At 69.9% G+C, this 21,753-nt stretch carries 23 protein-coding genes; 13 read left to right on the forward strand and 10 right to left on the reverse strand.

The genetic code is table 11. The features are described 5' to 3' along the window. Nucleotides 1-4: 4 nt before the first annotated feature. On the reverse strand, nt 5-655 hold the full coding sequence (cei, locus tag G6N37_RS03125) for an envelope integrity protein Cei (RefSeq protein ID WP_163675774.1): 651 nt from the start codon (nt 653-655) through the stop codon (nt 5-7). 181 nt (nt 656-836) lie between these two features. Between cei and G6N37_RS03130 the strand changes: the two genes are divergently transcribed. Next, the gene (locus G6N37_RS03130; RefSeq protein ID WP_007171590.1) at nt 837-1,139 is read left to right on the forward strand and encodes a DUF4193 domain-containing protein; all 303 of its coding nucleotides are present in this window, start codon (nt 837-839) and stop codon (nt 1,137-1,139) included. Between the two features lie 13 nt (nt 1,140-1,152). Here G6N37_RS03130 and G6N37_RS03135 read toward each other — a convergent pair whose 3' ends face one another. Then, the gene (locus G6N37_RS03135; RefSeq protein ID WP_163675776.1) at nt 1,153-1,638 is read right to left on the reverse strand and encodes a DUF3093 domain-containing protein; all 486 of its coding nucleotides are present in this window, start codon (nt 1,636-1,638) and stop codon (nt 1,153-1,155) included. Nucleotides 1,639-1,663: 25 nt separating this feature from the next. Between G6N37_RS03135 and dut the strand changes: the two genes are divergently transcribed. Together dut and G6N37_RS03145 are read left to right on the forward strand one after the other, a co-directional pair. Continuing rightward, the gene (gene dut, locus G6N37_RS03140; RefSeq protein ID WP_163675779.1) at nt 1,664-2,128 is read left to right on the forward strand and encodes a dUTP diphosphatase; all 465 of its coding nucleotides are present in this window, start codon (nt 1,664-1,666) and stop codon (nt 2,126-2,128) included. Further along, nucleotides 2,128-2,868 (forward strand): DUF3710 domain-containing protein, encoded by a 741-nt coding sequence (locus G6N37_RS03145; RefSeq protein WP_174813786.1) that lies wholly within the window; start codon nt 2,128-2,130, stop codon nt 2,866-2,868. Before dut ends, G6N37_RS03145 begins: the two co-directional genes overlap by 1 nt. A gap of 4 nt (nt 2,869-2,872) precedes the next feature. On the opposite strand, the gene G6N37_RS03150 is transcribed toward G6N37_RS03145, so the two are convergent. Then, nucleotides 2,873-3,571 carry an alpha/beta fold hydrolase gene (locus tag G6N37_RS03150; protein WP_163675785.1) on the reverse strand — a complete coding sequence of 233 codons (699 nt, stop codon included), beginning with the start codon at nt 3,569-3,571 and terminating at the stop codon, nt 2,873-2,875. Nucleotides 3,572-3,708: 137 nt separating this feature from the next. On the opposite strand from G6N37_RS03150, the gene G6N37_RS03155 reads away from it, so the two are divergent. Together G6N37_RS03155 and G6N37_RS03160 are read left to right on the forward strand one after the other, a co-directional pair. After that, complete coding sequence (locus G6N37_RS03155) at nt 3,709-4,077, forward strand: OB-fold nucleic acid binding domain-containing protein (protein ID WP_163675788.1); 369 nt, start codon at nt 3,709-3,711, stop codon at nt 4,075-4,077. An 89-nt stretch (nt 4,078-4,166) separates the two neighbouring features. Then, complete coding sequence (locus G6N37_RS03160) at nt 4,167-4,793, forward strand: DUF3159 domain-containing protein (protein ID WP_232075459.1); 627 nt, start codon at nt 4,167-4,169, stop codon at nt 4,791-4,793. Here G6N37_RS03160 and G6N37_RS03165 read toward each other — a convergent pair. Together G6N37_RS03165 and G6N37_RS03170 are read right to left on the reverse strand one after the other, a co-directional pair. After that, nucleotides 4,790-5,467, reverse strand: a complete 678-nt coding sequence (locus tag G6N37_RS03165) for a potassium channel family protein (protein WP_163675793.1) — start codon at nt 5,465-5,467, stop codon at nt 4,790-4,792. The two genes, G6N37_RS03160 and G6N37_RS03165, sit on opposite strands and share 4 nt — an antisense overlap. Nucleotides 5,468-5,479: 12 nt before the next feature. Further along, nucleotides 5,480-6,145 carry a potassium channel family protein gene (locus G6N37_RS03170; protein WP_163675795.1) on the reverse strand — a complete coding sequence of 222 codons (666 nt, stop codon included), beginning with the start codon at nt 6,143-6,145 and terminating at the stop codon, nt 5,480-5,482. A 134-nt stretch (nt 6,146-6,279) separates the two neighbouring features. On the opposite strand from G6N37_RS03170, the gene G6N37_RS03175 reads away from it, so the two are divergent. From G6N37_RS03175 to dxs, 4 genes are all read left to right on the forward strand, one after another. Further along, nucleotides 6,280-8,274 carry an APC family permease gene (locus G6N37_RS03175; RefSeq protein WP_163675798.1) on the forward strand — a complete coding sequence of 665 codons (1,995 nt, stop codon included), beginning with the start codon at nt 6,280-6,282 and terminating at the stop codon, nt 8,272-8,274. Between the two features lie 32 nt (nt 8,275-8,306). Continuing rightward, entirely contained in the window at nt 8,307-9,497 is a 1,191-nt protein-coding gene (locus G6N37_RS03180) for a class I SAM-dependent RNA methyltransferase (protein ID WP_163684525.1), read from the forward strand. Between the two features lie 192 nt (nt 9,498-9,689). Next, nucleotides 9,690-11,153, forward strand: coding sequence for a cation:proton antiporter domain-containing protein (locus G6N37_RS03185; RefSeq protein WP_163675800.1), 1,464 nt, complete (start codon nt 9,690-9,692; stop codon nt 11,151-11,153). Between the two features lie 54 nt (nt 11,154-11,207). Then, a complete protein-coding gene (gene dxs / locus G6N37_RS03190; protein ID WP_163675803.1) occupies nt 11,208-13,121 on the forward strand; it encodes a 1-deoxy-D-xylulose-5-phosphate synthase in 1,914 nt (637 codons plus the stop codon). On the opposite strand, the gene G6N37_RS03195 is transcribed toward dxs, so the two are convergent. The 3 genes from G6N37_RS03195 to G6N37_RS03205 all read right to left on the reverse strand — a co-directional run bounded on the left by G6N37_RS03195 (nt 13,118) and on the right by G6N37_RS03205 (nt 16,060). Continuing rightward, nucleotides 13,118-14,425 (reverse strand): HRDC domain-containing protein, encoded by a 1,308-nt coding sequence (locus tag G6N37_RS03195; RefSeq protein WP_163675806.1) that lies wholly within the window; start codon nt 14,423-14,425, stop codon nt 13,118-13,120. The genes dxs and G6N37_RS03195 overlap by 4 nt on opposite strands. A 1-nt stretch (nt 14,426) precedes the next feature. After that, nucleotides 14,427-15,062 carry a DUF3000 domain-containing protein gene (locus G6N37_RS03200; RefSeq protein WP_163675809.1) on the reverse strand — a complete coding sequence of 212 codons (636 nt, stop codon included), beginning with the start codon at nt 15,060-15,062 and terminating at the stop codon, nt 14,427-14,429. 176 nt (nt 15,063-15,238) lie between these two features. Beyond that, nucleotides 15,239-16,060: an enoyl-CoA hydratase/isomerase family protein gene (locus tag G6N37_RS03205; protein WP_232075257.1), complete on the reverse strand. Its 822-nt coding sequence runs from the start codon at nt 16,058-16,060 to the stop codon at nt 15,239-15,241. 47 nt (nt 16,061-16,107) lie between these two features. On the opposite strand from G6N37_RS03205, the gene hemE reads away from it, so the two are divergent. From hemE to G6N37_RS03225, 4 genes are read left to right on the forward strand one after another with little or no spacing between them, the layout of a single operon-like run. Continuing rightward, the gene (gene hemE / locus G6N37_RS03210) at nt 16,108-17,157 is read left to right on the forward strand and encodes a uroporphyrinogen decarboxylase (protein WP_163675817.1); all 1,050 of its coding nucleotides are present in this window, start codon (nt 16,108-16,110) and stop codon (nt 17,155-17,157) included. Continuing rightward, complete coding sequence (locus tag G6N37_RS03215; protein ID WP_163675820.1) at nt 17,154-18,509, forward strand: protoporphyrinogen oxidase; 1,356 nt, start codon at nt 17,154-17,156, stop codon at nt 18,507-18,509. Before hemE ends, G6N37_RS03215 begins: the two co-directional genes overlap by 4 nt. A 5-nt stretch (nt 18,510-18,514) precedes the next feature. Next, nucleotides 18,515-19,210 (forward strand): hydrogen peroxide-dependent heme synthase, encoded by a 696-nt coding sequence (gene hemQ, locus G6N37_RS03220; protein ID WP_163675823.1) that lies wholly within the window; start codon nt 18,515-18,517, stop codon nt 19,208-19,210. Next, complete coding sequence (locus G6N37_RS03225) at nt 19,207-19,956, forward strand: class I SAM-dependent methyltransferase (RefSeq protein ID WP_163675826.1); 750 nt, start codon at nt 19,207-19,209, stop codon at nt 19,954-19,956. The genes hemQ and G6N37_RS03225 overlap by 4 nt, the downstream gene beginning before the upstream one ends. Before the next feature lie 61 nt (nt 19,957-20,017). Here G6N37_RS03225 and msrB read toward each other — a convergent pair whose 3' ends face one another. Next, nucleotides 20,018-20,428: a peptide-methionine (R)-S-oxide reductase MsrB gene (gene msrB, locus G6N37_RS03230; protein WP_083173763.1), complete on the reverse strand. Its 411-nt coding sequence runs from the start codon at nt 20,426-20,428 to the stop codon at nt 20,018-20,020. Further along, nucleotides 20,425-21,735, reverse strand: coding sequence for an arabinofuranan 3-O-arabinosyltransferase (gene aftC / locus G6N37_RS03235; protein WP_163675829.1), 1,311 nt, complete (start codon nt 21,733-21,735; stop codon nt 20,425-20,427). The genes msrB and aftC overlap by 4 nt, the downstream gene beginning before the upstream one ends. Between the last annotated feature and the right edge of the window lie 18 nt (nt 21,736-21,753).

The following is a 21,753-nucleotide window of genomic DNA, read 5'->3' on the forward strand; positions in this document are numbered from 1 at the left end:
GGCGTCAGCAGCTGGCCGCGTGGATCTTCGTCAGCAGGGCGGGGTCCGCCGGCTCGGTGGCGCCCGGGCGCAGCGTGGCCAGCACCGCATCGATGTCGTCGTTGTGGGCCAGGGCCGTGAAGTCGGTGCCCAGCGCGAGGTCGACGGAGGCGTCGGCGCGGTTGTCGTTGAACAGCTCCATGCACGGCGCCACCAGCCACACCGCGGCCGCGGTGGCCTGGCCGGCCGTGCCGAAACGGATCTGCCCCTGACAGGTGAGCCGAGCGCCGGCATACAGGGGGTCGTTGGCGGCGGTCGGCTGGGCGAACCCGAGGTCTTTCATCGCGCCGGCGACGTCGCCGGCTTGTCCGCCGCGACCGCTGGCGTTGAGCACGCGAACCTTGGTGTCGGCGAGCTTGGCGGGCGTGACGTCGATCATCGCGCTTCGCGACACCTGTTCGCCGAGCTGAGCCGGTGCCGATCCGGCCGCTTGCGGCGGCGGGTTGCAGACCGCGACCTCGTGCACCTTCGCCGGCCGGGTCAACGCGATGGTCCACACCACCGCGGTCGCCACGATGAGGAAAATCACCACGACGATGGCGGGCTTGGGATTGCGGCGCCGGAAGGGCCGACCGTGCTTGTCGAACGCGGTACCCTCGGTGATTTGCGCGACCACACGTGCACTCTAAACGCACTGTTCAAAGGCGAACGCAAGGCCCACAATGATGGTGTGACGTAAATCACACATTAACGGGCCGCGATACGGGCACGAATCATTTGGTGGATGCGTTCGACGCTGGTACAAAGCGATGCTTGAGATTACGAGGGCATGAGGCAATAGGGCAGGGGAAATAGGTATGCCTACCGACTATGACGCTCCACGGCGCACCGAGACCGACGACGTCTCGGAAGACTCGCTGGAGGAGCTCAAAGCGCGACGCAACGAGGCGGCTTCGGCCGTTGTCGACGTCGATGAATCTGAAACCGCTGAATCATTTGAGTTGCCTGGCGCCGACCTGTCCGGGGAAGAGCTGTCCGTTCGCGTCATTCCGAAGCAGGCTGACGAGTTCACCTGCTCCAGTTGCTTTCTGGTGCAACACCGCAGCCGGCTGGCCAGCGAGAAGAACGGCCTGATGATCTGTACCGACTGCGCGGCTTGACCGTTTTCCGGGGTCAGCTCCGCAGGGCCGACAGCACCCGCTCCGGATGGCGGCAACTCACCAGCCAGTACGGCGTCGGATCGTCCGGGTCGTCGAGCACGACCAGGATCATCGGCCCCACCCATGCCCGATGCAGCACGAATGCCGCCGGGTCGAGCTGGCGGCCCAGGGCCGCGGACTTCGCCGACCGGGCCACCTCGGCGGACCGGGCGACGACGGTGACCGGCAGGTGGGCCTCGCCGGCCCACAGCTCCACCCCGCCGGGGACGTTCGGATCGGCGATCACGCGGATCTCGACGCGGCCGAGCCACAACAGCGCGCCGGCCGCCACCGCGAACAGCGTCGCGTATGGCAGCCAGGAAGGCCCGGGGGCGACACCCATGTTGACTTCGAACGCGATGAGCCCCGCCAGGCCGAAGCCCAGCGGCCACCACCACCATGGCACCCACAGTCGTTCGCGATATCGCACACTGTGCGGCGCGACGCGCGTACCGGACACGCAGTCAAGGGTAATCTGTGGCCCCGTGTCGACCAGTCTGGCCATCGTCCGCCTTGATCCCGAGCTTCCACTGCCCACGCGTGCCCACCGGGGCGACGCCGGGGTGGATCTCTACAGCGCGGAAGACCTCAAGCTGGAGCCCGGACGACGCGCCCTGGTCCGCACGGGTGTGGCCGTCGCGATTCCGTTCGGGATGGTCGGCCTGGTTCACCCGCGTTCGGGATTGGCGTCGCGCGTGGGGCTTTCGATCGTCAACAGTCCGGGCACCATCGACGCGGGTTATCGCGGCGAGATCAAGGTCGCGCTGATCAATCTCGACCCGGCCGAGCCCATCGTGGTGCATCGTGGTGACCGCATCGCCCAGCTGCTCGTGCAGCGGGTCGAGCTGGTCGAGCTGGTCGAGGTGTCGTCGTTCGACGAGGCGGGCCTGGCCGAAACATCCCGTGGCGACGGTGGCCACGGTTCCTCCGGCGGACATGCGAGTTTGTGATGGCTATTGGCAGACGTAAAGGTGACAGCGAACAGGCCGCGGACGACGTCGTCGCGGGCCCGCCCGGTGACGAGGCGCTCGATGAGATCGACGAGCTCGAGGGGCCGTTCGACATCGACGATTTCGACGACCCGTCGGTCGCGGAGCTGGCCCGCCTGGACCTGGGCTCGGTGCTCATTCCCATGCCGGAGGCGGGGCAATTGCAGGTCGAGCTGACCGAGACGGGGGTTCCGAGCGCCGTGTGGGTGGTCACCCCCAACGGCCGGTTCACCATCGCCGCCTACGCGGCGCCGAAGACGGGCGGCCTGTGGCGTGAAGTCGCCGGCGAGCTCGCCGACTCGCTGCGCAAGGACTCGGCCAAGGTCAGCATCAAGGACGGCCCGTGGGGCCGTGAAGTGGTCGGCTCGGCCTCCGGTGCGGTGCGCTTCATCGGGGTCGACGGGTACCGCTGGATGATTCGCTGCGTCATCAACGGCCCCCACGAGACGATGGAAGCCCTCGAACAGGAGGCGCGAGCCGCGTTGGCGGACACCGTGGTTCGCCGCGGTGACACCCCGCTTCCGGTGCGCACGCCGTTGACCGTGCAGCTGCCCGAGCCGATGGCGCAGCAATTGCGGGAAGCCGCGGCCGCCCAGCAGGCGCAGCAAGCCGAGGCGCCGCAAGGACCCGGCGAGCCGGCGGCGCGCCGCAGCGTCGAGGGCTCGGCCATGCAGCAGCTGCGCACCACCACCGGCGGCTAGCCGACTACACCTCGGCGAGCGCGGCCAGGCACGCCGCGCCCAGCGCGGCGGGGTCCGAGCCGATCTGGTCGAGCGTCACCGTCCGCAGCGCCGCTCGCGGCGCGGCGTCGACCCATTCGACGGCGACCTGCACGGGATGGACGGGGTCGTCGACGGCCGCCGCCACGCCCAGCGGGGCGGACAGCCGGGCCAGCTCCGCGTGGTTCGGCGCCACGTAGGCGGCGGCCTCGTCCATGGCGTCGGGCAATTGTGGCCACTGGGCGCGCCACGACCGGGCCAGCTCGTCGGCCAGCCAGGGCGGGCTGGACGCCCGCATCTGGCTTGTCGTCGCCGCCAGCCCGTCAGCACGCAGCTGTGCCGCCGTATGCCGCGCGGCGAGGGCGGCGGGCGCCGCTTCCGGCGCCCCGGCCCACGCCGGCAGCGCGGCCAGTACGGCGACCGCCTTGTCCGCGTGGGCCAGCGCCCAGGCGACCGCCACCGCCGCCCCGATCGACACGCCGCCGACGGCGATCGGGCCCGTGCGCGCGGCGGCATCCAGCGCGGACACGTACCCGTCGATCAACTTGTCCGGGCGGGGCGGCGGTGCCACCAGCACGGCGCCGACCTCGCGCAACGGACTCGAAAACGCCCGGCGGACGTAGTCGTCGTCGGACCCGGTCCCGGGCAACAAGACGGTGGTGACACCCCGCAGATCGACAGTCACCCCCAGATCGTGCCCCGGCGTTCGAGCGCCTCCGACACCGGTGTTTGAGTCGGTTGGCGCGCGGGAACCAACAGGTCTACGGTGTCCGTTGGCATAAGTGGAAGCGCCGAGGCTTATCAGCATTGTCAGGAGTGGCCATGGGGGCCCAAGGATATCTGCGCCGGCTCAGCCGCCGTTTGACGGAGGCGCCGGAGCAACGCGACTCCGAAGAGTTGTCCGACGAGGTAGCGCTCACCGGCGCGCAACGGGCAATCGATTGCGAGCGTGGCCAAGAGGTCACGATGGTCGGCACGCTGCGCAGCGTGGAATGTAACGGCAAGGCCTGTGCGGGCGGTGTCCGCGCCGAGCTGTTCGACGGCAGCGACACCGTCACCCTGGTCTGGCTGGGCCAGCGCCGGATACCCGGCATCGACTCGGGCCGCAAACTGAGGGTGCGGGGCCGGCTGGGCACGCTGGAGAACGGCAGCAAGGCCATCTACAACCCGCACTACGAAATTCAGCGGTGACGCGACCCGGCGATTCGGGGTCGGCTCCGGGACCCCATGAGTCGGGCTCGCCCGACCGCACGAACACCACCCGCGTCACGCCGGAGCGACTGCTGGGCCAGGTGGGCGGGGTCAGCGGCGTCATCTATTCGTCGCTGCCCGTTGTGATCTTCGTCATTGCCTCTTCGGTGTCGGGCTTGTTCGTGGCGATCGCGTCCGCGCTGGCCGTCGCCGCGCTCGTCCTGCTGTGGCGGCTGATTCGGCGGGAATCGCCGCAGCCGGCGTTCTCCGGGTTCTTCGGCGTCGCCATCTGTGCACTCGTCGCCTACATCGTGGGGGAGTCCAAGGGCTACTTCTTGATGGGCATCTGGATGTCGCTGTTGTGGGCGGTGGTCGTCGCGGTGTCGGTGGTCATCCGGCGGCCTCTGGTCGGCTACGTGTGGGGCTGGGCCAGCGGGCGCGGTCGCGGCTGGCGCGACGTACCCCGGGCCGTCTACGCGTTCGACATCGCCTCGATCTGCTGGGTGCTGGTCTTCGCCGCCCGGTTCGTCGTCCAGGGCCTGCTCTACGACGCCAACCGGACCGGTTGGCTGGCGGTGGCGCGGATCGCGATGGGGTGGCCGCTGACCGTGGCCGCCGCGCTGGTTACGTACGCGGCCATCAAGTCGGTGCAGCGTGCCATGCCGGCGGCCGGCGACACCGGCGTCCAGTTCGAGGCCGGTCCCGTCCGCGACTAGTTGTCCAGCACCGGGCCGTCCGGCAGCAGGAGCTTGCCCAGGTCCTCTTCCGCCTCGGCGACCGCGACGAAGAGCAGCTCGTCGCCGCCTTCCAGCGGCTCGTCCGCCTCGGGCACGATCACCCGGGGGCCGCGCAGGATGGTGACCAGCGCGGCGTCGCGGGGCAGTTGCAGTCGGCGCACCGGCTTGCCGCCCCATGGGGTGTCGTCGGGCAGGGTGATCTCGACGAGGTTGGCCTGCCCCCGGCGGAACTCCATGAGCCGCACCAGATCACCGACTGCGACGGCCTCCTCGATGAGCGAGGCCAGCATGCGCGGCGTGGACACCGCCACGTCCACGCCCCAGGCGTCGGTGAACAGCCATTCGTTGCGGGGGTCGTTCACCCGGGCCACCACCCGGGGCACCGCGAATTCGGTCTTGGCCAGCAGGCTGAGCACGACGTTGGCCTTGTCGTCGCCGGTTGCGGCCACCACCACGTCGAACTCGTGCAGGTGCACCGATTCCAGCAGGCTCAGCTCGCAGGCATCACCGAGCCGCCAATGGGCGGCGGGGATGGCGTCGACGTCGACGTGGTCGGGGTTGCGCTCGATGAGCGTGACGTCGTGGCCGTTGCCGACGAGTTCGCGACTGACGGAGCGGCCGACCGCGCCGGCCCCGGCGACAGCTACCTTCATGTTCGCCGCTCCTTAAGAGTCTTCGCTGGGTGGCATCGCCGCGATGGCCACGGCTTCGGCGGCGCGGCCGGAGATCGCGGCGACGTAGACCTGATCGCCGGCCTGGATGACCGTTTTCGGTTCCGGCAGGACGCCGGCGCCGAACCGGATCAGGAACGCGACGCGCGCGCCGGTGGCCTGCTCGAGATCGGTGACCCGGTGCCCGATCCACTCCTCGTGCAGGACGACCTCGGCGACGGCCACCGTGCCGGTCGGGTCCCGCCATTTGGCGGTCTCGGTGTCCCGCAGCAGGGCGTTGAGCAGGCGGTCGGTGGTCCAGGGCACGGTGGCGATCGTGGGGATGCCGAGGCGTTCGTAGACCTCCGCGCGCTTGGCGTCGTAAATCCGGGCGACGACGCGCTTGACGCCGAACGTCTCCCGCGCCAGCCGCGCCGAGATGATGTTCGAGTTATCCCCGGATGACACGGCGGCAAACGCGTCCGCCTCCTCGATGCCGGCCCGTAGCAATACGTCGCGGTCGAACCCCTGGCCCAGCACCCGCTCGCCGGCGTACTCGGGGCTGAGCCGGTTGAAGGCGGTGCTGTCGCGGTCGATGACGGCGACGTCGTGGCCGATCCGCGACAGCCCGTCGGCCACCGAGGAACCGACGCGGCCGCAGCCCATCACCACTACTCGCACTGAGGTTCCTCTCGGCTGCGTCCTGTGTCCTGCGTCCCAATCGGCAAGCCACGTCGGCCAGCCGATTTCGCGTCGGCAAACATTCTCGCCTACGAAGCTACCGCCAAACCCATGTGGGCTTACTCTTGGCTCTCGTGTCCAAACTTTCAACCGCAACGCGTCGGTTGCTAATTGGCCGGCCGTTTCGCAGCGACCGGCTCAGTCACACCCTGCTGCCCAAGCGGATCGCCTTGCCGGTGTTCGCCTCCGACGCGTTGTCCTCGGTGGCGTACGCACCCGAGGAAGTCTTCTTGATGCTCTCGGTGGCCGGCGTGACCGCGTACGCGTTGACGCCCTGGATCGGCCTGGCGGTGGCCGCGGTGATGCTGGTCGTGGTGGCCAGCTACCGGCAGAACGTGCACGCCTACCCCTCGGGCGGGGGCGACTACGAGGTGGTCACCACCAACCTGGGCGATACCGCCGGCCTGGTGGTCGCCAGCGCGCTGATGGTCGATTACGTTCTCACCGTGGCCGTTTCGACGGCGTCGGCGATGGCGAACATCGGCTCGGCGATTCCGCTCGTGGCCGAGCACAAGGTGTGGTTCTGCGTGGCCTCGATCCTGCTGGTGATGGCGTTGAACCTGCGCGGTATCCGCGAGTCGGGTGTGGCCTTCGCCATTCCGACCTACGCGTTCATCGTCGGCGTCTTCGTCATGATCGGCTGGGGCCTGTTCCGGATCTTCGTGCTGGGCAATCCGCTGCGGGCGGAGTCCGCAGGCTTCCAGATGCACGCCGAGCACGGTCAGGTCGTCGGCTTCGCGCTGGCGTTCCTGGTGGCGCGATCGTTCTCCTCGGGTTGCGCGGCCCTGACCGGTGTCGAGGCGATCAGCAACGGGGTCCCGGCGTTCGAGAAGCCCAAGTCGCGCAACGCCGCGACGACGCTGCTGATGCTGGGCGGGATCGCGGTCACGCTGCTGATGGGCATCATCGTGTTGGCCCAGCAGATCCGGGTTCAGCTGGTCGAGGACCCGGCCAGGCAGCTGACCGGCGCCCCGCCGGGCTACTACCAGAAGACCTTGGTCACCCAACTGGCGCAGACGGTCTTCGGCAGCTTTCACGTCGGCTTCCTGCTCATCGCCACGGTGACCGCGCTCATCCTGGTGCTGGCGGCCAACACCGCGTTCAACGGTTTCCCGGTGCTCGGCTCGGTGCTGGCCCAGCACAGCTACCTGCCGCGCCAGCTGCACACCCGCGGGGACCGGTTGGCGTTCTCCAACGGAATCCTGTTCCTGTCGGGAGCGGCGCTGTTGGCCATCATCGCGTTCCGCGCCGAGGTCACCGCGCTGATCCAGCTGTACATCGTCGGCGTGTTCATCTCGTTCACGCTGAGCCAGATCGGCATGGTGCGGCACTGGACGCGGTTGCTGCGCACCGAGACCGATCCGCGGGCGCGGCGCAAGATGATGCGTTCGCGGGTCGTCAACACGGTCGGATTGCTTTCCACCGGTGCGGTTTTGTTGGTCGTCCTGGTGACCAAGTTCGCTGCCGGCGCGTGGATCGCGCTTTTCGCCATGGGTTTGCTGTTCGGCATCATGAAGATGATTCACCGGCATTACGGCACCGTGAGCCGGGAGCTCGAGCAGCAGGCCGCCGCCCAGCACGACGTGGTGTTGCCCAGCCGCAATCACGCGCTGGTGTTGGTGTCCAAGCTGCATCTGCCGACGCTGCGCGCGCTGGCGTACGCGCGCGCGACCCGTCCGGATGTGCTCGAGGCGCTCACCGTCAGCGTCGACGACGGGGAGACCCGCGAGCTGGTGCACCAATGGGAAGAGAGCGACATCAGTGTGCCGCTCAAGGTCATCGCCTCGCCCTACCGCGAAATCACCCGGCCCATACTCGAGTACGTCAAGCGGGTCAGCAAAGAGTCGCCGCGCACCGTGGTCACCGTGTTCATTCCCGAGTACGTGGTGGGCCATTGGTGGGAGCAGGCGCTGCACAACCAGAGCGCGCTGCGGCTCAAGGGCCGGCTGTTGTTCATGCCCAACGTGATGGTGACGTCTGTTCCGTGGCAACTGAATTCGTCGGAACGGCTCCAGGCGCTACAGCCGCACGCCGCCCCGGGCGACGCTCGTCGGGGAATCTTCGATTGACCCGCGAAGCACCACGCCGCGAGCCCAACGCGGTGCTGCCCCCACGCGATGAGCTGACCCTGGTCACCGGCGCCCCGGCCAACGGCGGTAGCTGCGTGGCGCACCACGAGGGACGCGTGGTGTTCGTCCGCTACGCGCTGCCGGGCGAGCGGGTGCGGGTCCGGGTGACCGCCGACCGCGGATCTTATTGGCACGCAGAGGCTGTCGAGGTGCTCGAGCCGTCGGCCGACCGCATCGAGTCGCTGTGTCCCATCGCCGGGGTGGACGGGGCCGGGTGTTGCGACTTGGCGTTCGCCGCGCCGGAGGCGGCCCGCGCGCTCAAGGCGCAGGTGGTGGCCAACCAGCTGGAGCGACTGGGCGGGTACCGCTGGAACGACGCGGCCGAACCCCTAAACGACTGCGGGCCGACGGGCTGGCGCACCCGCGTCCGGCTCGACGTCGGGGCGGACGGCCGGCCCGGCTTTCACCGGTATCACAGCGACGAGCTGATGACCGACCTGCGCTGCGCGCAGTTGCCGGCCGGCATGCTCGACGGGCTCGCCGGCTCCAAGTGGCCGCCGACCGCCCAGGTGCATGTCGTCGTGGACGACGACGGTGCACGCCACGTGGTGCGCACGCTGCGACAGGGCAGACGGACGGCGACCAAGGTGGTGGAGGGCCGCTACGAGGCGGTGCAGCGGGTGAACGGGCGGAGCTGGCAGATCCCGGTCACGGCGTTCTGGCAGGCGCACCGCGGCGCGGCCACGGTGTACAGCCGGCTGGTCGCCGACTGGGCGCAGGCCGGTGCGGGCATGACCGCCTGGGACCTCTACGGCGGCGCGGGCGTCTTCGCCGCCGCCCTGGGCGCCGCGGTCGGGGAGTCCGGTCGGGTGTTGACCGTCGACACCTCGCGCGCGGCCACGCGGGCCGCCCGCGTCGCGCTCGATGACCTGCCACAGGTGCAGGTCGTCACCGACTCGGTGCGGCGGGTGCTCGGCGCGCAACGGGCGAGCGCCGACGTGGCGGTCCTGGATCCGCCGCGGGCAGGCGCCGGACGCGAAGTCATCGATCTACTGGCCGGCGCAGGAGTCGGCCGGATAGTCCACATCGGTTGCGAGGCAGCGTCTTTCGCCCGCGACATCGGCCTCTACCTCGGCCATGGCTATGCCGTCGAGAAGATCAGGGTGTTCGACGCCTTCCCGCTCACCCACCACAGCGAATGCGTCGCGCTGCTGACCCGCTAGGTGGCGCTCCTGGCGCGAAAGACGCAGCGGTGCTCGCAACGCGTTTACGGGTGTGGTGCCCCGAGACCGGCTAGACTCCGTCGCGGTGTGCCGGGAAGTCTGGTCGGCGATGTCCTCGATGTCCCTGTCGACCAACCGAAAGGCACGAGTGCCCACCGCCAAAGAGCCGTCCGGTCTGCGGGTGCCGCGATCGTGAACGAAGGTCTTCGGTTCGCGCTCATCATTCTGTTCTCCAGTGCGGTCGGTCTGGTCGCGGTGCTGGCGAACCGCCTGACCGAGCGGGTCAAAATTCCCGTGCCCCTGCTCGTGCTCGTCGGAACGGCGGCGGTGGTGCACTCCGTGCCCGCGGTGCAGCCACCGTCCGAGCGGATCGTGGAACAGGTCATCACCGTCGCGCTGGTGCTGGTGCTGTTCGACGGCGGCATGCACATCGGTCCTGCACGCTTCCGCAGGGCGGTTGCTCCCATCCTGTCGGTCGGCGTCCTCGGCACCGCCCTCACCGCCGCCGGCGCCGCGCTGATGCTGCACTACGCGTGCGGAGTCAGCTGGTTCCCCGCGGTGCTCGTCGCGACCGCCATAGCTCCCACCGATCCGGCCGTCGTGTTCTCCGTACTGGGCAAGCGCGAGATCAGGGGGCGCAGCAGCACCATCCTGGAGGGCGAGTCCGGCGCCAACGATCCGGTGGGCATCTCGTTGATGACCAGCCTGATCGCCGCCGGTGGCCTCAGCGCAGCCGGATTCGCCAGCGTCGGAACTCAATTCGTTTTCCAGATGGCGATCGGCCTGGCCGTCGGGGTGATCGGCGGTCGCGCCCTGCTCGTCTTCATGCGCCGCGTGGCGCTGCCGAGCGAAGGCCTCTACCCGCTACGGACGCTGGCATCGAGCCTGATGCTCTACGGCATCGCCACGCTTGCGCACGGGTCGGGATTTCTGGCGGTGTTCGTCGCCGGCATCGTGATCGGAGACGCTCGCGCGCCCTACAAACCGGAGATCAAGCGATTCCACGCCGCCCTGGCCGGCCTGGCCGAAATCGTCGCCTTTGCCGTGCTGGGCCTGACCGTCGACCTCAACGTGCTCACCCACCCCGACGTGTGGATTCCCGGGCTCGCTCTCGGAGTGGCCCTGACGGCGCTGATTCGCCCGCTGGCGGTGGGCGCCTGCCTGGTCGGCGTGCACCTCAAGCGGAACGAACGCGTCTTCATAATGTTCGCCGGCCTCAAAGGGGCGGTGCCCATCCTGCTCGGCGAGTTGCTGCGCGCCGCGCACGTCCCCAACGCCGAACGCCTGTACGGCATCGTGGTCGTCGTCGTGATCTTCTCGGTGCTGGTGCAGGGCAGCTCGGTGCCGGGCGTCGCAAAACTGTTGCACCTGCCCATGCGCATGGTGGAGACCCAGCCATGGGAGATCGGTGTGCGGCTCGCCGACGAACCGGAGGGGGTTCACCGCGTCAGCGTCGCCCGCGGCTCGGCCGCCGAGGGGTGCACGGTGGAGGGGCTCAGTGATCGTGTCGGCGACATCTGGGTGAGCATCGTGGTCCGCACCACCGGCCTGGTGCCGGTGCGGGGCGACACCGAACTTCAGGCCGGCGACGAGGTCGTCGTGCTGGCGGATCCCGAGCTGCACGACACCCTGGTCGAGCTTTTCGGGCCCCCGTAGGCCGGCGACCTCCGGCTCCCTGCTGTTGCGGCGCTCGCTGCGTAGACTGTCGGGATGCTGGAACAGATCCGCGGGCCCGCTGATCTGCAACACCTGTCGGGGCAGCAGCTGCGTGAACTCGCCGCCGAGATTCGCGAGTTCCTGATCCACAAGGTCGCTGCCACCGGTGGACACCTCGGGCCCAACCTCGGGGTGGTCGAACTGACGCTGGCGCTGCATCGGGTGTTCGACTCGCCGCACGACCCGATCATCTTCGACACCGGTCATCAGGCGTACGTCCACAAGATGCTGACCGGGCGCGCGCAGGATTTCGAGAGCCTGCGCAAGAAGGGCGGGCTGTCCGGCTATCCGTCGCGGGCGGAGAGCGAACACGACTGGGTGGAGTCCAGCCACGCCAGCGCGGCGCTGTCCTACGCCGACGGTCTGGCCAAGGCGTTCGAGCTGACCGGTCACCGCAATCGGCACGTGGTCGCCGTGGTCGGGGACGGCGCGCTCACCGGCGGGATGTGCTGGGAGGCGCTGAACAACATCGCCGCCTCCAACCGGCCGGTGATCATCGTGGTCAACGACAACGGCCGCAGCTACGCGCCGACGATCGGCGGCGTCGCCGACCATCTGGCCACCCTGCGGCTGCAGCCGGCCTACGAGCACGCCCTGGAGAAGGGCCGCGACGCCGTGCGCTCGCTGCCGCTCCTCGGCGAGCTCGCCTACCGGTTCATGCACAGCGTCAAGGCCGGCATCAAGGACTCCCTGTCCCCGCAGCTGCTGTTCACCGATCTCGGGCTGAAGTACGTGGGTCCGGTCGACGGCCACGACGAACGCGCGGTGGAGATGGCGCTGCGGCACGCGCGGGGTTTCGGCCGGCCGGTGATCGTGCACGTCGTCACCCGCAAGGGCATGGGTTTCGGCCCGGCGGAGGACGACGAGGCCGAGCAGATGCATTCGTGCGGCGTCATCGACCCGGTCACCGGGCAGGCCACCAAGGTGGCCGGCCCCGGTTGGACCGCCACGTTCTCCGATGCGCTCATCGGCTACGCCAGGAAACGCCGCGACATCGTGGCCATCACCGCGGCGATGCCCGGCCCGACCGGGCTGAGCGCGTTCGGCCAGCAGTTCCCGGACCGCCTGTTCGACGTCGGCATCGCCGAACAGCACGCGCTGACGTCGGCGGCGGGCCTGGCGATGGGCGGCATGCACCCGGTGGTGGCCATCTACTCGACCTTCCTCAACCGGGCCTTCGACCAGATCATGATGGACGTGGCACTGCACAAGCTGCCCGTCACCATGGTGCTCGACCGGGCCGGAGTGACCGGCTCGGACGGCGCGAGCCACAACGGCATGTGGGACATGTCGATGCTGGGCATTGTGCCCGGCATGCGGGTGGCCGCGCCCCGCGACGCCACCCGGTTGCGCGAGGAACTCGGTGAGGCGCTGGACGTCAACGATGGTCCGACCGCGCTGCGGTTCCCCAAAGGTGATGTCGGCGAAGACATTCCGGCCCTGGAGCGGCGCTCTGGTGTCGACGTGCTCGCCGTTCCGGCCGCCGGGCTGAACCACGACGTGCTGCTGGTGGGTGTCGGCGCGTTCGTTCCGATGGCGCTGGAGGTCGCCAAGCGGCTGCACAACCAGGGGATCGGTGTGACGGTGATCGACCCCCGTTGGGTGCTGCCGGTGTCCGAGGGGGTCATCGAGCTCGCCGCGCAGCACAAACTGGTCGTCACGTGCGAGGACAACGGGGTCAGCGGTGGCGTCGGGTCGGCGGTGTCCGCGGCCCTGCGCGCCGCGGAGATCGACGTGCCGTGCCGAGACGTGGGCCTGCCGCAGCGGTTCTACGAACACGCCTCGCGGGGTGAGCTGCTGGCCGACCTGGGGCTGACGGATCAGGACGTGGCCCGCCGCGTCACCGGCTGGGTCGCGGCGCTGGGCAGCGCCGTCACCGAAGCGGAGATCCGCGAGCACCTCGACTAGTCGGCGCCGCCGTCGTCGGGCGGTTGTAACGCGCGGGCCAGCGGGGGATCCACCAATTCCCGCTGCCACGGCCGCGCCTGCCCGGCGCGCAGGAACTCTTCGACCGCCTCGAGGGGGTCGGGCGCGGGCTCCCAGTCCCAGCACAGCCGCCGCACCAGGTCGGGTGAGACCAGGTTCTCGGTGGGGACGTTGACCCGCTCCGACACCTGCGACAGGGCCGCGCGCGCCGCCTCCAGCCGTGCGGCGGCCTCCGGTTTACGCCGGCTCCACCGCGCCGCCGGCGGCGGTCCGTTCGGCTGTTCGGCGTCCGCGGGCGGATTCTTGGTCTGCCGTGCCGCTTCGAGTGCTGCCAGCCACGTGGCGGCGCTGCGACGTTGGTTGCGCCCCCCGAACACCGGTAACGCGGTGAGGTCCTCGATGGTCTTCGGGTCGGCGATGGCGGCCTCGATGATGGCCGAGTCCGGCAGGATGCGCCGCGGCGCGATGTCGCGCCGCTGGGCGATCCGGTCGCGGGTCAGCCACAGCTCGCGGACCGCGGCCAGGCCGCGCCGGTCGCGGACCCGATGGATCCCCGACGTGCGCCGCCACCGGTCCCGCGGCGCCGCCGCGCCGGGCTCCCGGGAACCCACGCCCAGCAGGTAGTCGAATTCCTCTGCCGCCCAACCGCTCTTGCCCTGCTGGCCCAGGACCTCGGCGATCGCCCCGCGCAGATCGATCAGCAGCTCCACGTCCAGGGCCGCGTAATTGAGCCAGTCCTCGGGCAGGGGGCGTTTGGACCAATCCGCCGCCCCGTGACCCTTGGCCAATCCGGCACCCAGCAGCCGCTCCACCATGGTCGCCAGGTTCACCCGCTCGAACCCGGCCAGCCGCCCGGCGAGCTCGGTGTCGTAGAGCGCCGGTGGCCGCAAGCCGACCTCCGCCAGGCAGGGCAGGTCCTGGTCGGCCGAATGCAGGATCCATTCGTCCTCGCTCAGCACCTCGGCGACGGGCCGCAGCGCCTCCAGCGGATCGGCGCCGTGGCTGACCGGGTCGATGAGCACGGTCCCGGCGCCGGCCCGCCGGATCTGAATCAGGTAGGCGCGGTTGGAGTACCGGAAACCCGACGCCCGCTCGGCGTCCACCGCGAACGGCCCGCTCCCACGGTCCAGGAGCTCCGCCGCCGCCTCGATCTGGCGGACGGTCACCGACAGGTCCGGAATCCCTTCGGCGGGACGCAGCAGCGGCGTGGGTTGGGGCTCGGCGCTGTCGGGCTCGGTGCTGCCGGGCCCGGTGCTGCCGGGCCCGTCGGCCTCCGGTTCGCACATGTCAGGCGCGGGACCTCGAGCTCAGGTCGGTGACGCCCGTCGGCGGCAGGCCCGCCGCGTGTTCCAGCACCTCGCAGAAGGCCTCGACATGGACGCCGACCTGGGGCGTGGTCGCCGTCCACGAGGCCCGCAGCTCCAACTGGTGGGCGCGCGGCGGCCCGGAGATGTCGCCGTAGCGCACCGACGTGGTGGCGGTGACGGTGCCGCCCAGGGCGGTGACCTGCTCCATCCGGGATTCCAGCGCGTCGACCAGCCAGCTCCACGCCACCTCCGGCAGCAGGGGGTCGACGGCCTCGCTGGGGTCCAGATCGGCCTGGATGTAGGCGACCAGGCGGATGGTGCCGTCCCAGGCGTCGGCGCCTTCCGGGTCGTACAGCAGGATCAGGCGGCCGAAGGCGTCGCCCTCGGATCGTTCGGGGACGATTTCGCGGTCGGGATGTTTGACCTCGGCCCCCAGCGCGTAGCTGAAGGGCGCCAGGCGTTGCGGGGGGCGGATGGGGCCCAGCTCGATCTCCGGCCGCACGGTGACGCCGTTCATCGCCGCGACCGCCTCGCGGAAGGGCTCCGGTTCAGCTGAGGTCACTTGGCGCCGCTCCTGTTCATCCCGGCCACTTTGCGGCGGCGCGGCGTACGTCATCAGGGCCGCTCCTCGGCGTCGTAGCCATCCCCGGCAAGCGGGGCGTGCCCCCACTGCATCGTCGCGGTGCGGGTCACAGGGTCCGACGGTAGACCCATCGGCCGACACGCGGAATCAGGCGCGCCGACCGCTATCAAGCCGTTACCAGACCGCATAGGACAGCGTATCGCGCCTGCTCAGGGGGTCGATCCGCCGGCGAACCGGGCCGGCCGCTTCTCGCGATGCGCGGCGAGCCCTTCCCGCACGTCGGGGCCGCTGAAGCTGAGGAATTCCAGGCCGAGCGACGTCTCGAAGGTGGGCGCGAACATGCGGTACCAGGAGTTGAGGCTGTGCTTGGTCCAGCGGATGGCGTTCTGCGCGCCGAGCGCCAGATCCTCGGCGATCCGCGTCGCCGTGGACAGCACGTCGTCGTCGTCGACGCAGGTCGACACCAGGCCGATGCGCTCGGCTTCCTCGCCCAGCAGCGTCTCGCAGGTGAGCAGGTAGTACTTGGCCTTGGCCATGCCGACCAGCAGCGGCCAGCAGATGGCGGCGTGGTCGCCGGCGGCCACGCCCAGCTTGGTGTGCCCGTCGATGAGTTTCGCGGTGCGCCCCGCCACGGAGATGTCGGCGAGCAGGGCCACCACCAGCCCGGCCCCGACGGCGGGGCCCCGGATCGCCGAGACGACGGGCTTGTCGAAGTTGACCAGGTTGAGCACCAGGTCGCGGGCCTCCCGCATGATGCGCATCCGGCCCTCGTAGTCGCCGATGGTCTCGGCGATCAGGTCGAAGCTGCCGCCGGAGGAGAACGCCTTGCCCTCACCGCGGACCAGCACCACGCGCACGTCGGGGTCGCGGGCGATCGCCGGCCAGATGTCGGCGAGGTCGCGGTGCATCTGCGGGCCGACCGAGTTGAGGCCGGGGGCGTCGAGAACCAGCGTCAGGATGCCGTTGTCGCCCACTTCGCAGCGCAGGCTGGGGAACTGGTCGTAGCTGACCGGTGGGTGGCTGACTGGCACGGTCGTCGATACTACGCAGCGGGGCCGTCGTGGCAGCATTGAGGACAATGAGTACTCGCCGCGACCTCCCCGAGTCGCCGTATCTGGCCGCCGTCACCGGTGGGAAGCCCGGCCGGATCCCGGTGTGGTTCATGCGGCAGGCGGGCCGTTCGCTGCCCGAATACCGGGCGCTGCGGGCCCAGACAGACATGCTGTCGGCCTGCTTCGACGCCGAGCTGGTCTGCGAGATCACCCTGCAGCCGGTGCGCCGGCACGACGTCGACGCGGCGATCTTGTTCTCCGACATCGTGGTGCCGCTGCTGGGCGCCGGCGTCGACCTGGACATCGTCGCGGGCGTCGGGCCGGTGATCGCGTCGCCCGTGCGCACTGCCGCCGACGTCGACGCGATGAAACCGCTTGACCGGCAACGGATTCAGCCGGTATCCGACGCGGTGACGCTGCTGGTGGCCGCGCTCGGTGACGTCCCGCTGATCGGGTTCGCGGGCGCGCCGTTCACGCTGGCGTCGTATCTCATCGAGGGCGGCCCGAGCCGCCACCACGCCCGCACCAAGGCGATGATGCTCGCCGAACCGGACAGCTGGCACGCGCTGCTGGAGAAGCTGACCGACATCACGGTGGGCTTTTTGCGGGCGCAGCTGGAGGCGGGGGTGGACGCCATTCAGGTGTTCGATTCGTGGGCGGGCGCGCTGTCGCTCGCCGACTACCGCACCTACGTGCAACCGCACAGCGCCAGGGTGTTCGGCGCGCTGGCCGAGCACGGCGTGCCGATGACGCACTTCGGGGTCGGCACCGCCGAACTGCTGGGCGCCATGTCGGCCGTCGGCGCGACGGTGGTGGGCGTGGACTGGCGAACGTCGCTCACCGACGCGGCCGCCCGGGTCGCGGCGGGCACGGCGCTGCAGGGCAACCTCGATCCGGTGGTGGTGCTGGCCGGCTGGCCGGTGGTGGAGCGCGCGGCGCGGGCCGTGGTCGAGGACGGCCGCCGCGCCGTCGACGCGGGCGCGGCCGGTCACGTCTTCAACCTCGGCCACGGCGTGCTGCCGGAGACCGACCCCGGTGTGCTGACCGATCTGGTGTCACTGGTCCACTCCCTATGACGTCCCCCTCGTATTGCGTTGTCGGCGGCGGGATTTCGGGTCTGACGGCGGCCTACCGGCTGCGCGCGGCGGTGGGCGACGGCGCGGCCATCACGCTGTTCGAACCGGGCGACCGGCTGGGCGGCATCTTGCGCACCGAGCGGGTCGGCGGGCAAACGATGGACCTCGGCGCCGAGGCGTTCATCCTGCGCCGGCCCGAGATGCCCGCGTTGTTGGCCGAGCTGGGCCTGTCGGGGCGTCAGCTGGTGTCCACCGGCGCCCGGCCGTTGATCTACAGCCGGCAGAAGTTGCATCCGCTGCCCACCGCAACGGTGGTCGGGATTCCGTCGTCGGCCGCCTCGGTGGCCGGACTGGTCGACGAGGCGACGGTCGCACGCATCGAGGCCGAGCCGGGCCGCCCGTTCAGCTGGCGAGCGGGCAGCGATCCCGCGACCGCCGACCTGGTGGCCGAGCGGTTCGGCGAGCAGGTGGTGGCCCGGTCGGTGGATCCGCTGCTGAGCGGGGTGTACGCGGGTTCGGCGGCCACCATCGGGCTGCGCGCGGCCGCCCCCGGGGTCGCGGCGGCCTTGGACCGCGGGGCCACCAGCCTCACGGATGCCGTCCGCCGCGCGCTGCCGCCGGCGACCGGCGCGCCAGTGTTCGGGGCGCTCGACGGGGGCTACCAGGTGCTGCTCGACGCGCTCGTGGAACGTGCCCGGCCGCACCGGGTCCGGGCTGCGGTGCAACGGCTCGAGCCCGCCGGACCGGGGTGGTCGCTGCTGGATTCCACCGGTGCCCGCTGGCACGCCGATGCGGTGATCCTGGCCATCCCGGCCCCGCGGCTGGCGCGCCTGGTCGCCGATGTCGCCCCCTCGAGCGCCGCCGCCGCCGGCCGGATCGCCAGCGCGTCGTCGGTGGTGGTGGCGCTGGCGGTGCCGGGCGACACCCCGTTTCCGCAGTGCTCGGGCGTGCTGGTGGCGACCGGGGAAACGCTGCGGGGCAAGGCGATTACGCTCTCGTCGCGCAAGTGGGGCGCCCGCGGGGACACGCAGCTGCTGCGGCTGTCGTTCGGCCGGTGTGGTGACGGCGTGGCCGAAACGGCGTCGGACGACGAGCTGCTCGGATGGGCGTTGAGCGACCTGGTTGACGTGTTCGGGCTGGCCGTCGAGCCGGTCGATGCCCGCGTGCAGCGCTGGATCGAGGCCATGCCGCAGTACGGCCCCGGGCACGCGGAGCTGGTCGCCGAGATACGCGCGGGTCTGCCGCCGACGCTCGCCGTGGCCGGCAGCTACCTCGACGGCATCGGCGTGCCCGCGTGCGTCGGGGCGGCCGGCCGCGCGGTCGAGGCCCTCGACACCGAAGTGGCACGATAGGTTCCATGGCCAAGCTCGACTACGACTCGCTCAATTCCACGATCCGCTATCTGATGTTCTCGGTGTTCAGCGTCGAGCCCGGTGAGCTCGGTGACCAGCGCGACGACGTCATCGACGAAGCGTCCACGTTCTTCAAGCTGCAGGAGGAGCGCGGCGTCGTGGTGCGCGGCCTCTACGACGTGGCGGGGCTGCGGGCCGACGCCGACTTCATGATCTGGACTCACGCCGAACGGGTCGAGGCGCTGCAGGCCACCTACGCCGACTTCCGGCGCACCACCGCGCTGGGGCGGGCCAGCGCGCCGGTGTGGAGCAGCGTGGCGCTGCACCGGCCGGCGGAGTTCAACAAGAGCCACATCCCGGCCTTCCTGGCCGGCGAGGAGCCCGGCAACTACATCTGCGTGTATCCGTTCGTGCGGTCCTACGAGTGGTATCTGCTGCCCGACGAGGAGCGGCGCCGCATGCTCGCCGAGCACGGCATGGCGGCGCGCGAATACAAGGACGTCCGCGCCAACACGGTGCCGGCCTTCGCGCTCGGCGACTACGAGTGGATCCTGGCCTTCGAGGCCCCCGAACTGCACCGCATCGTCGACCTGATGCGCGAGCTGCGCGCCACCGACGCCCGCAGGCACACCCGTGAGGAGACGCCGTTCTTCACCGGCCCGCGCGTGCCGGTCGAGCAGTTGGTGAACTCGCTGCCATGAGCCATCCCGACGTCACCGACCCGGCCCGTTTCGAGGAGATGTACCGCGACGACCGGACGTCGCACGGGTTGCCCGCCGCCACGCCGTGGGACGTCGGCGGCCCCCAGCCGGTGGTGCAGCGGCTGGTCGCCATGGGCGCCGTCAGGGGCGAGGTGCTCGACCCGGGCACCGGGCCGGGCCACCACGCGATCTACTACGCGTCCAAGGGCTTCCGGGCCACCGGCATCGACGGGTCCGCGGCTGCGCTTCAGCGGGCCCGCGAAAACGCGCGCAAGGCCGGGGTTTCGGTCGACTTCGAATTGGCCGACGCCACCAAGCTCGACGGCCTGGACGGCCGGTTCGACACCGTCGTCGACTGCGCCTTCTACCACACCTTCAGCACCGATCCCGAGCTGCAGCGGTCCTATGTGCAGGCGCTGCGCCGGGCCACCAAGCCGGGGGCGCGGCTGTACATGTTCGAGTTCGGCGAACACGACGTCAACGGCTTCAAAATGATGCGGTCGTTGTCCGAGAAGGACTTTCGTGACGTGCTGCCGCACGGCGGCAGGGAGATCACCTATCTGGGGCCGACGACGTACCTGGTGAACATCAGCGTCGAGCAGATCGACATGATGGCCGCGCGCAATCCCGACATGGCCGATCAGGTGCAGGAGCTGCTGAAGCGGTTCCGGGCGATGGAGCCGTGGCTGGAGGACGGCCGGGTGCACGCCCCGTTCTGGGAAGTGCACGCCACCCGCGTGGACTGAGTCGGCGCATCATCCAACCCGGTGACGGGTGGGGCTACTTGGGCGCAGAGGCGTGGCGGGACTACGCCCCCGCCGGCACCAGGCGCAGCGAGATCGAGTTGATGCAGTAACGCTGATCGGTCGGGGTGGGGTAGCCCTCGCCGGTGAACACGTGGCCCAGGTGGCTGTGGCAGTTCGCGCACAGCACCTCGGTGCGCGTCGTGCCCATCGAGTGGTCGGGCCGCAGGATCACCGCGTCGGAGTTCGCCGGGTCGAAGAATGACGGCCATCCGCAGTGCGACTCGAACTTCTCCGTACTGCGGAACAGTTCGGCGCCGCAGGCCCGGCACTGGTAGACGCCTTCGGTTTTGGTGTCCGTGTATTCACCGGTGAAGGGCCGCTCGGTGCCGGCGCGGCGCAGCACCTCGAACTCCTGCGGGTTCAGCTTTCGGCGCCACTCGTCGTCGGACAGTTGCACCTTCGGACTCGTCATGCATCCACGCTAGCGCGATCCGACTTAGGCGTCAGCCACGCAGGATCGATGCCGCCGTCGAGCCGGTCCTCGGCCTTGGCGTCCAGGTAGCGGAAGTAGAGCACGGTGAACGCCACGATCAACAGCAGCGACCAGCCGTAGGTGATCTTCAGATAGTGCAGCGCGCGGCCGTATCTCATCCATCGGTAAATCAGCCAGTCGTCCAGCGTCATGAAACCGTAGATGCCCAGCCACGCCGGCCAGTTGCGGATCAGCGAGTTGGGCAGCACGACCGTCATCAGGAACGGGAAGAGCATCATCGAGTAGTAGCCCTGGGCCAGCGACAGCACCAGCCACGACCACAGCAGCAGCACGCCCGACGAACCGGTGAACCAGAACAGCGGGTCGCGGGTGCGGTAATAGCGGTACAGCAGCCACATGGCGCCGATGGCCAGCAGCGTGAACAGGATTCGCAGGAAGACGATCAGCCAGGTGGGTAGGCCGAAGTAGACGCCGTTGCCCTCGATCGAGCTGTTGAAGTAGTCCCGCGTGCCCAGGATGTAGGGCACCGTCTTGGTGACGAAGTCCATGGGATCGCTGACCAGAGGCCACGCGGCCAGGTTGACGACGACGGGCACCACCACGGCCGGGACCAGGGCGCGCCACTGGCGGTTCAGCAGGGGCAGCAGTAGCAGCGGCCCGAGGAGCGGTTTGAGGGTGAGCGTCAGGCCGATCGCCAGCCCGGCCCACCACTGGCGGCTGGCCCGGCCATCCAGCAGCCAGCGCAGGTACAGCACCTCGGCCAGCAGCACGCAGCCGTTGATGTTGGTGAAGACCAGCGTGCTGGTCACGCTTTCCGTGCAGAACATCGCCAGCAGCAGGGCGGGCGCGGCCACCGACGAGAGCGTGAACTTGAACAACCGCAGCAGCAGGTACCAGGCGATCAGGATGGCGACGGTGTTGATCAGGATGAACAGATACCGCGACGGCGTAAAGGACAGGTAGCCGAACGGCGCCATCAGCAGTGTGCCGCCGGGCGGATACAGGTAGTGCGGGTCGACGTAGTCGAAGTGCTCGTTGTAGATGTCCCAGCCGTGCCGGAAGTTGAGGACCGCGCGGTACACCGGCTTGAAGTCGTCGGTGATGTTGCCGTTGAGGGTGAGGATGATGCTGCGGTGCAGGACCGAGAAGATGGCGATCGGCCACAGCGCCGACCGCAGTATCGTCGCGGTGCTCGGCGGGCCGTTGCGGGGGCGGAAGGCGGCCGGCACCCAGTCGCGCGGGCCGGTTCGGGTCGAGTCAGCTGCCGTCACCAGCGCACCGTACACCGGACGCCCACCCCGAAT

Origin of the sequence: Mycobacterium seoulense (genome assembly GCF_010731595.1) — a bacterium.
GTDB classification, from domain to species: domain Bacteria; phylum Actinomycetota; class Actinomycetes; order Mycobacteriales; family Mycobacteriaceae; genus Mycobacterium; species Mycobacterium seoulense.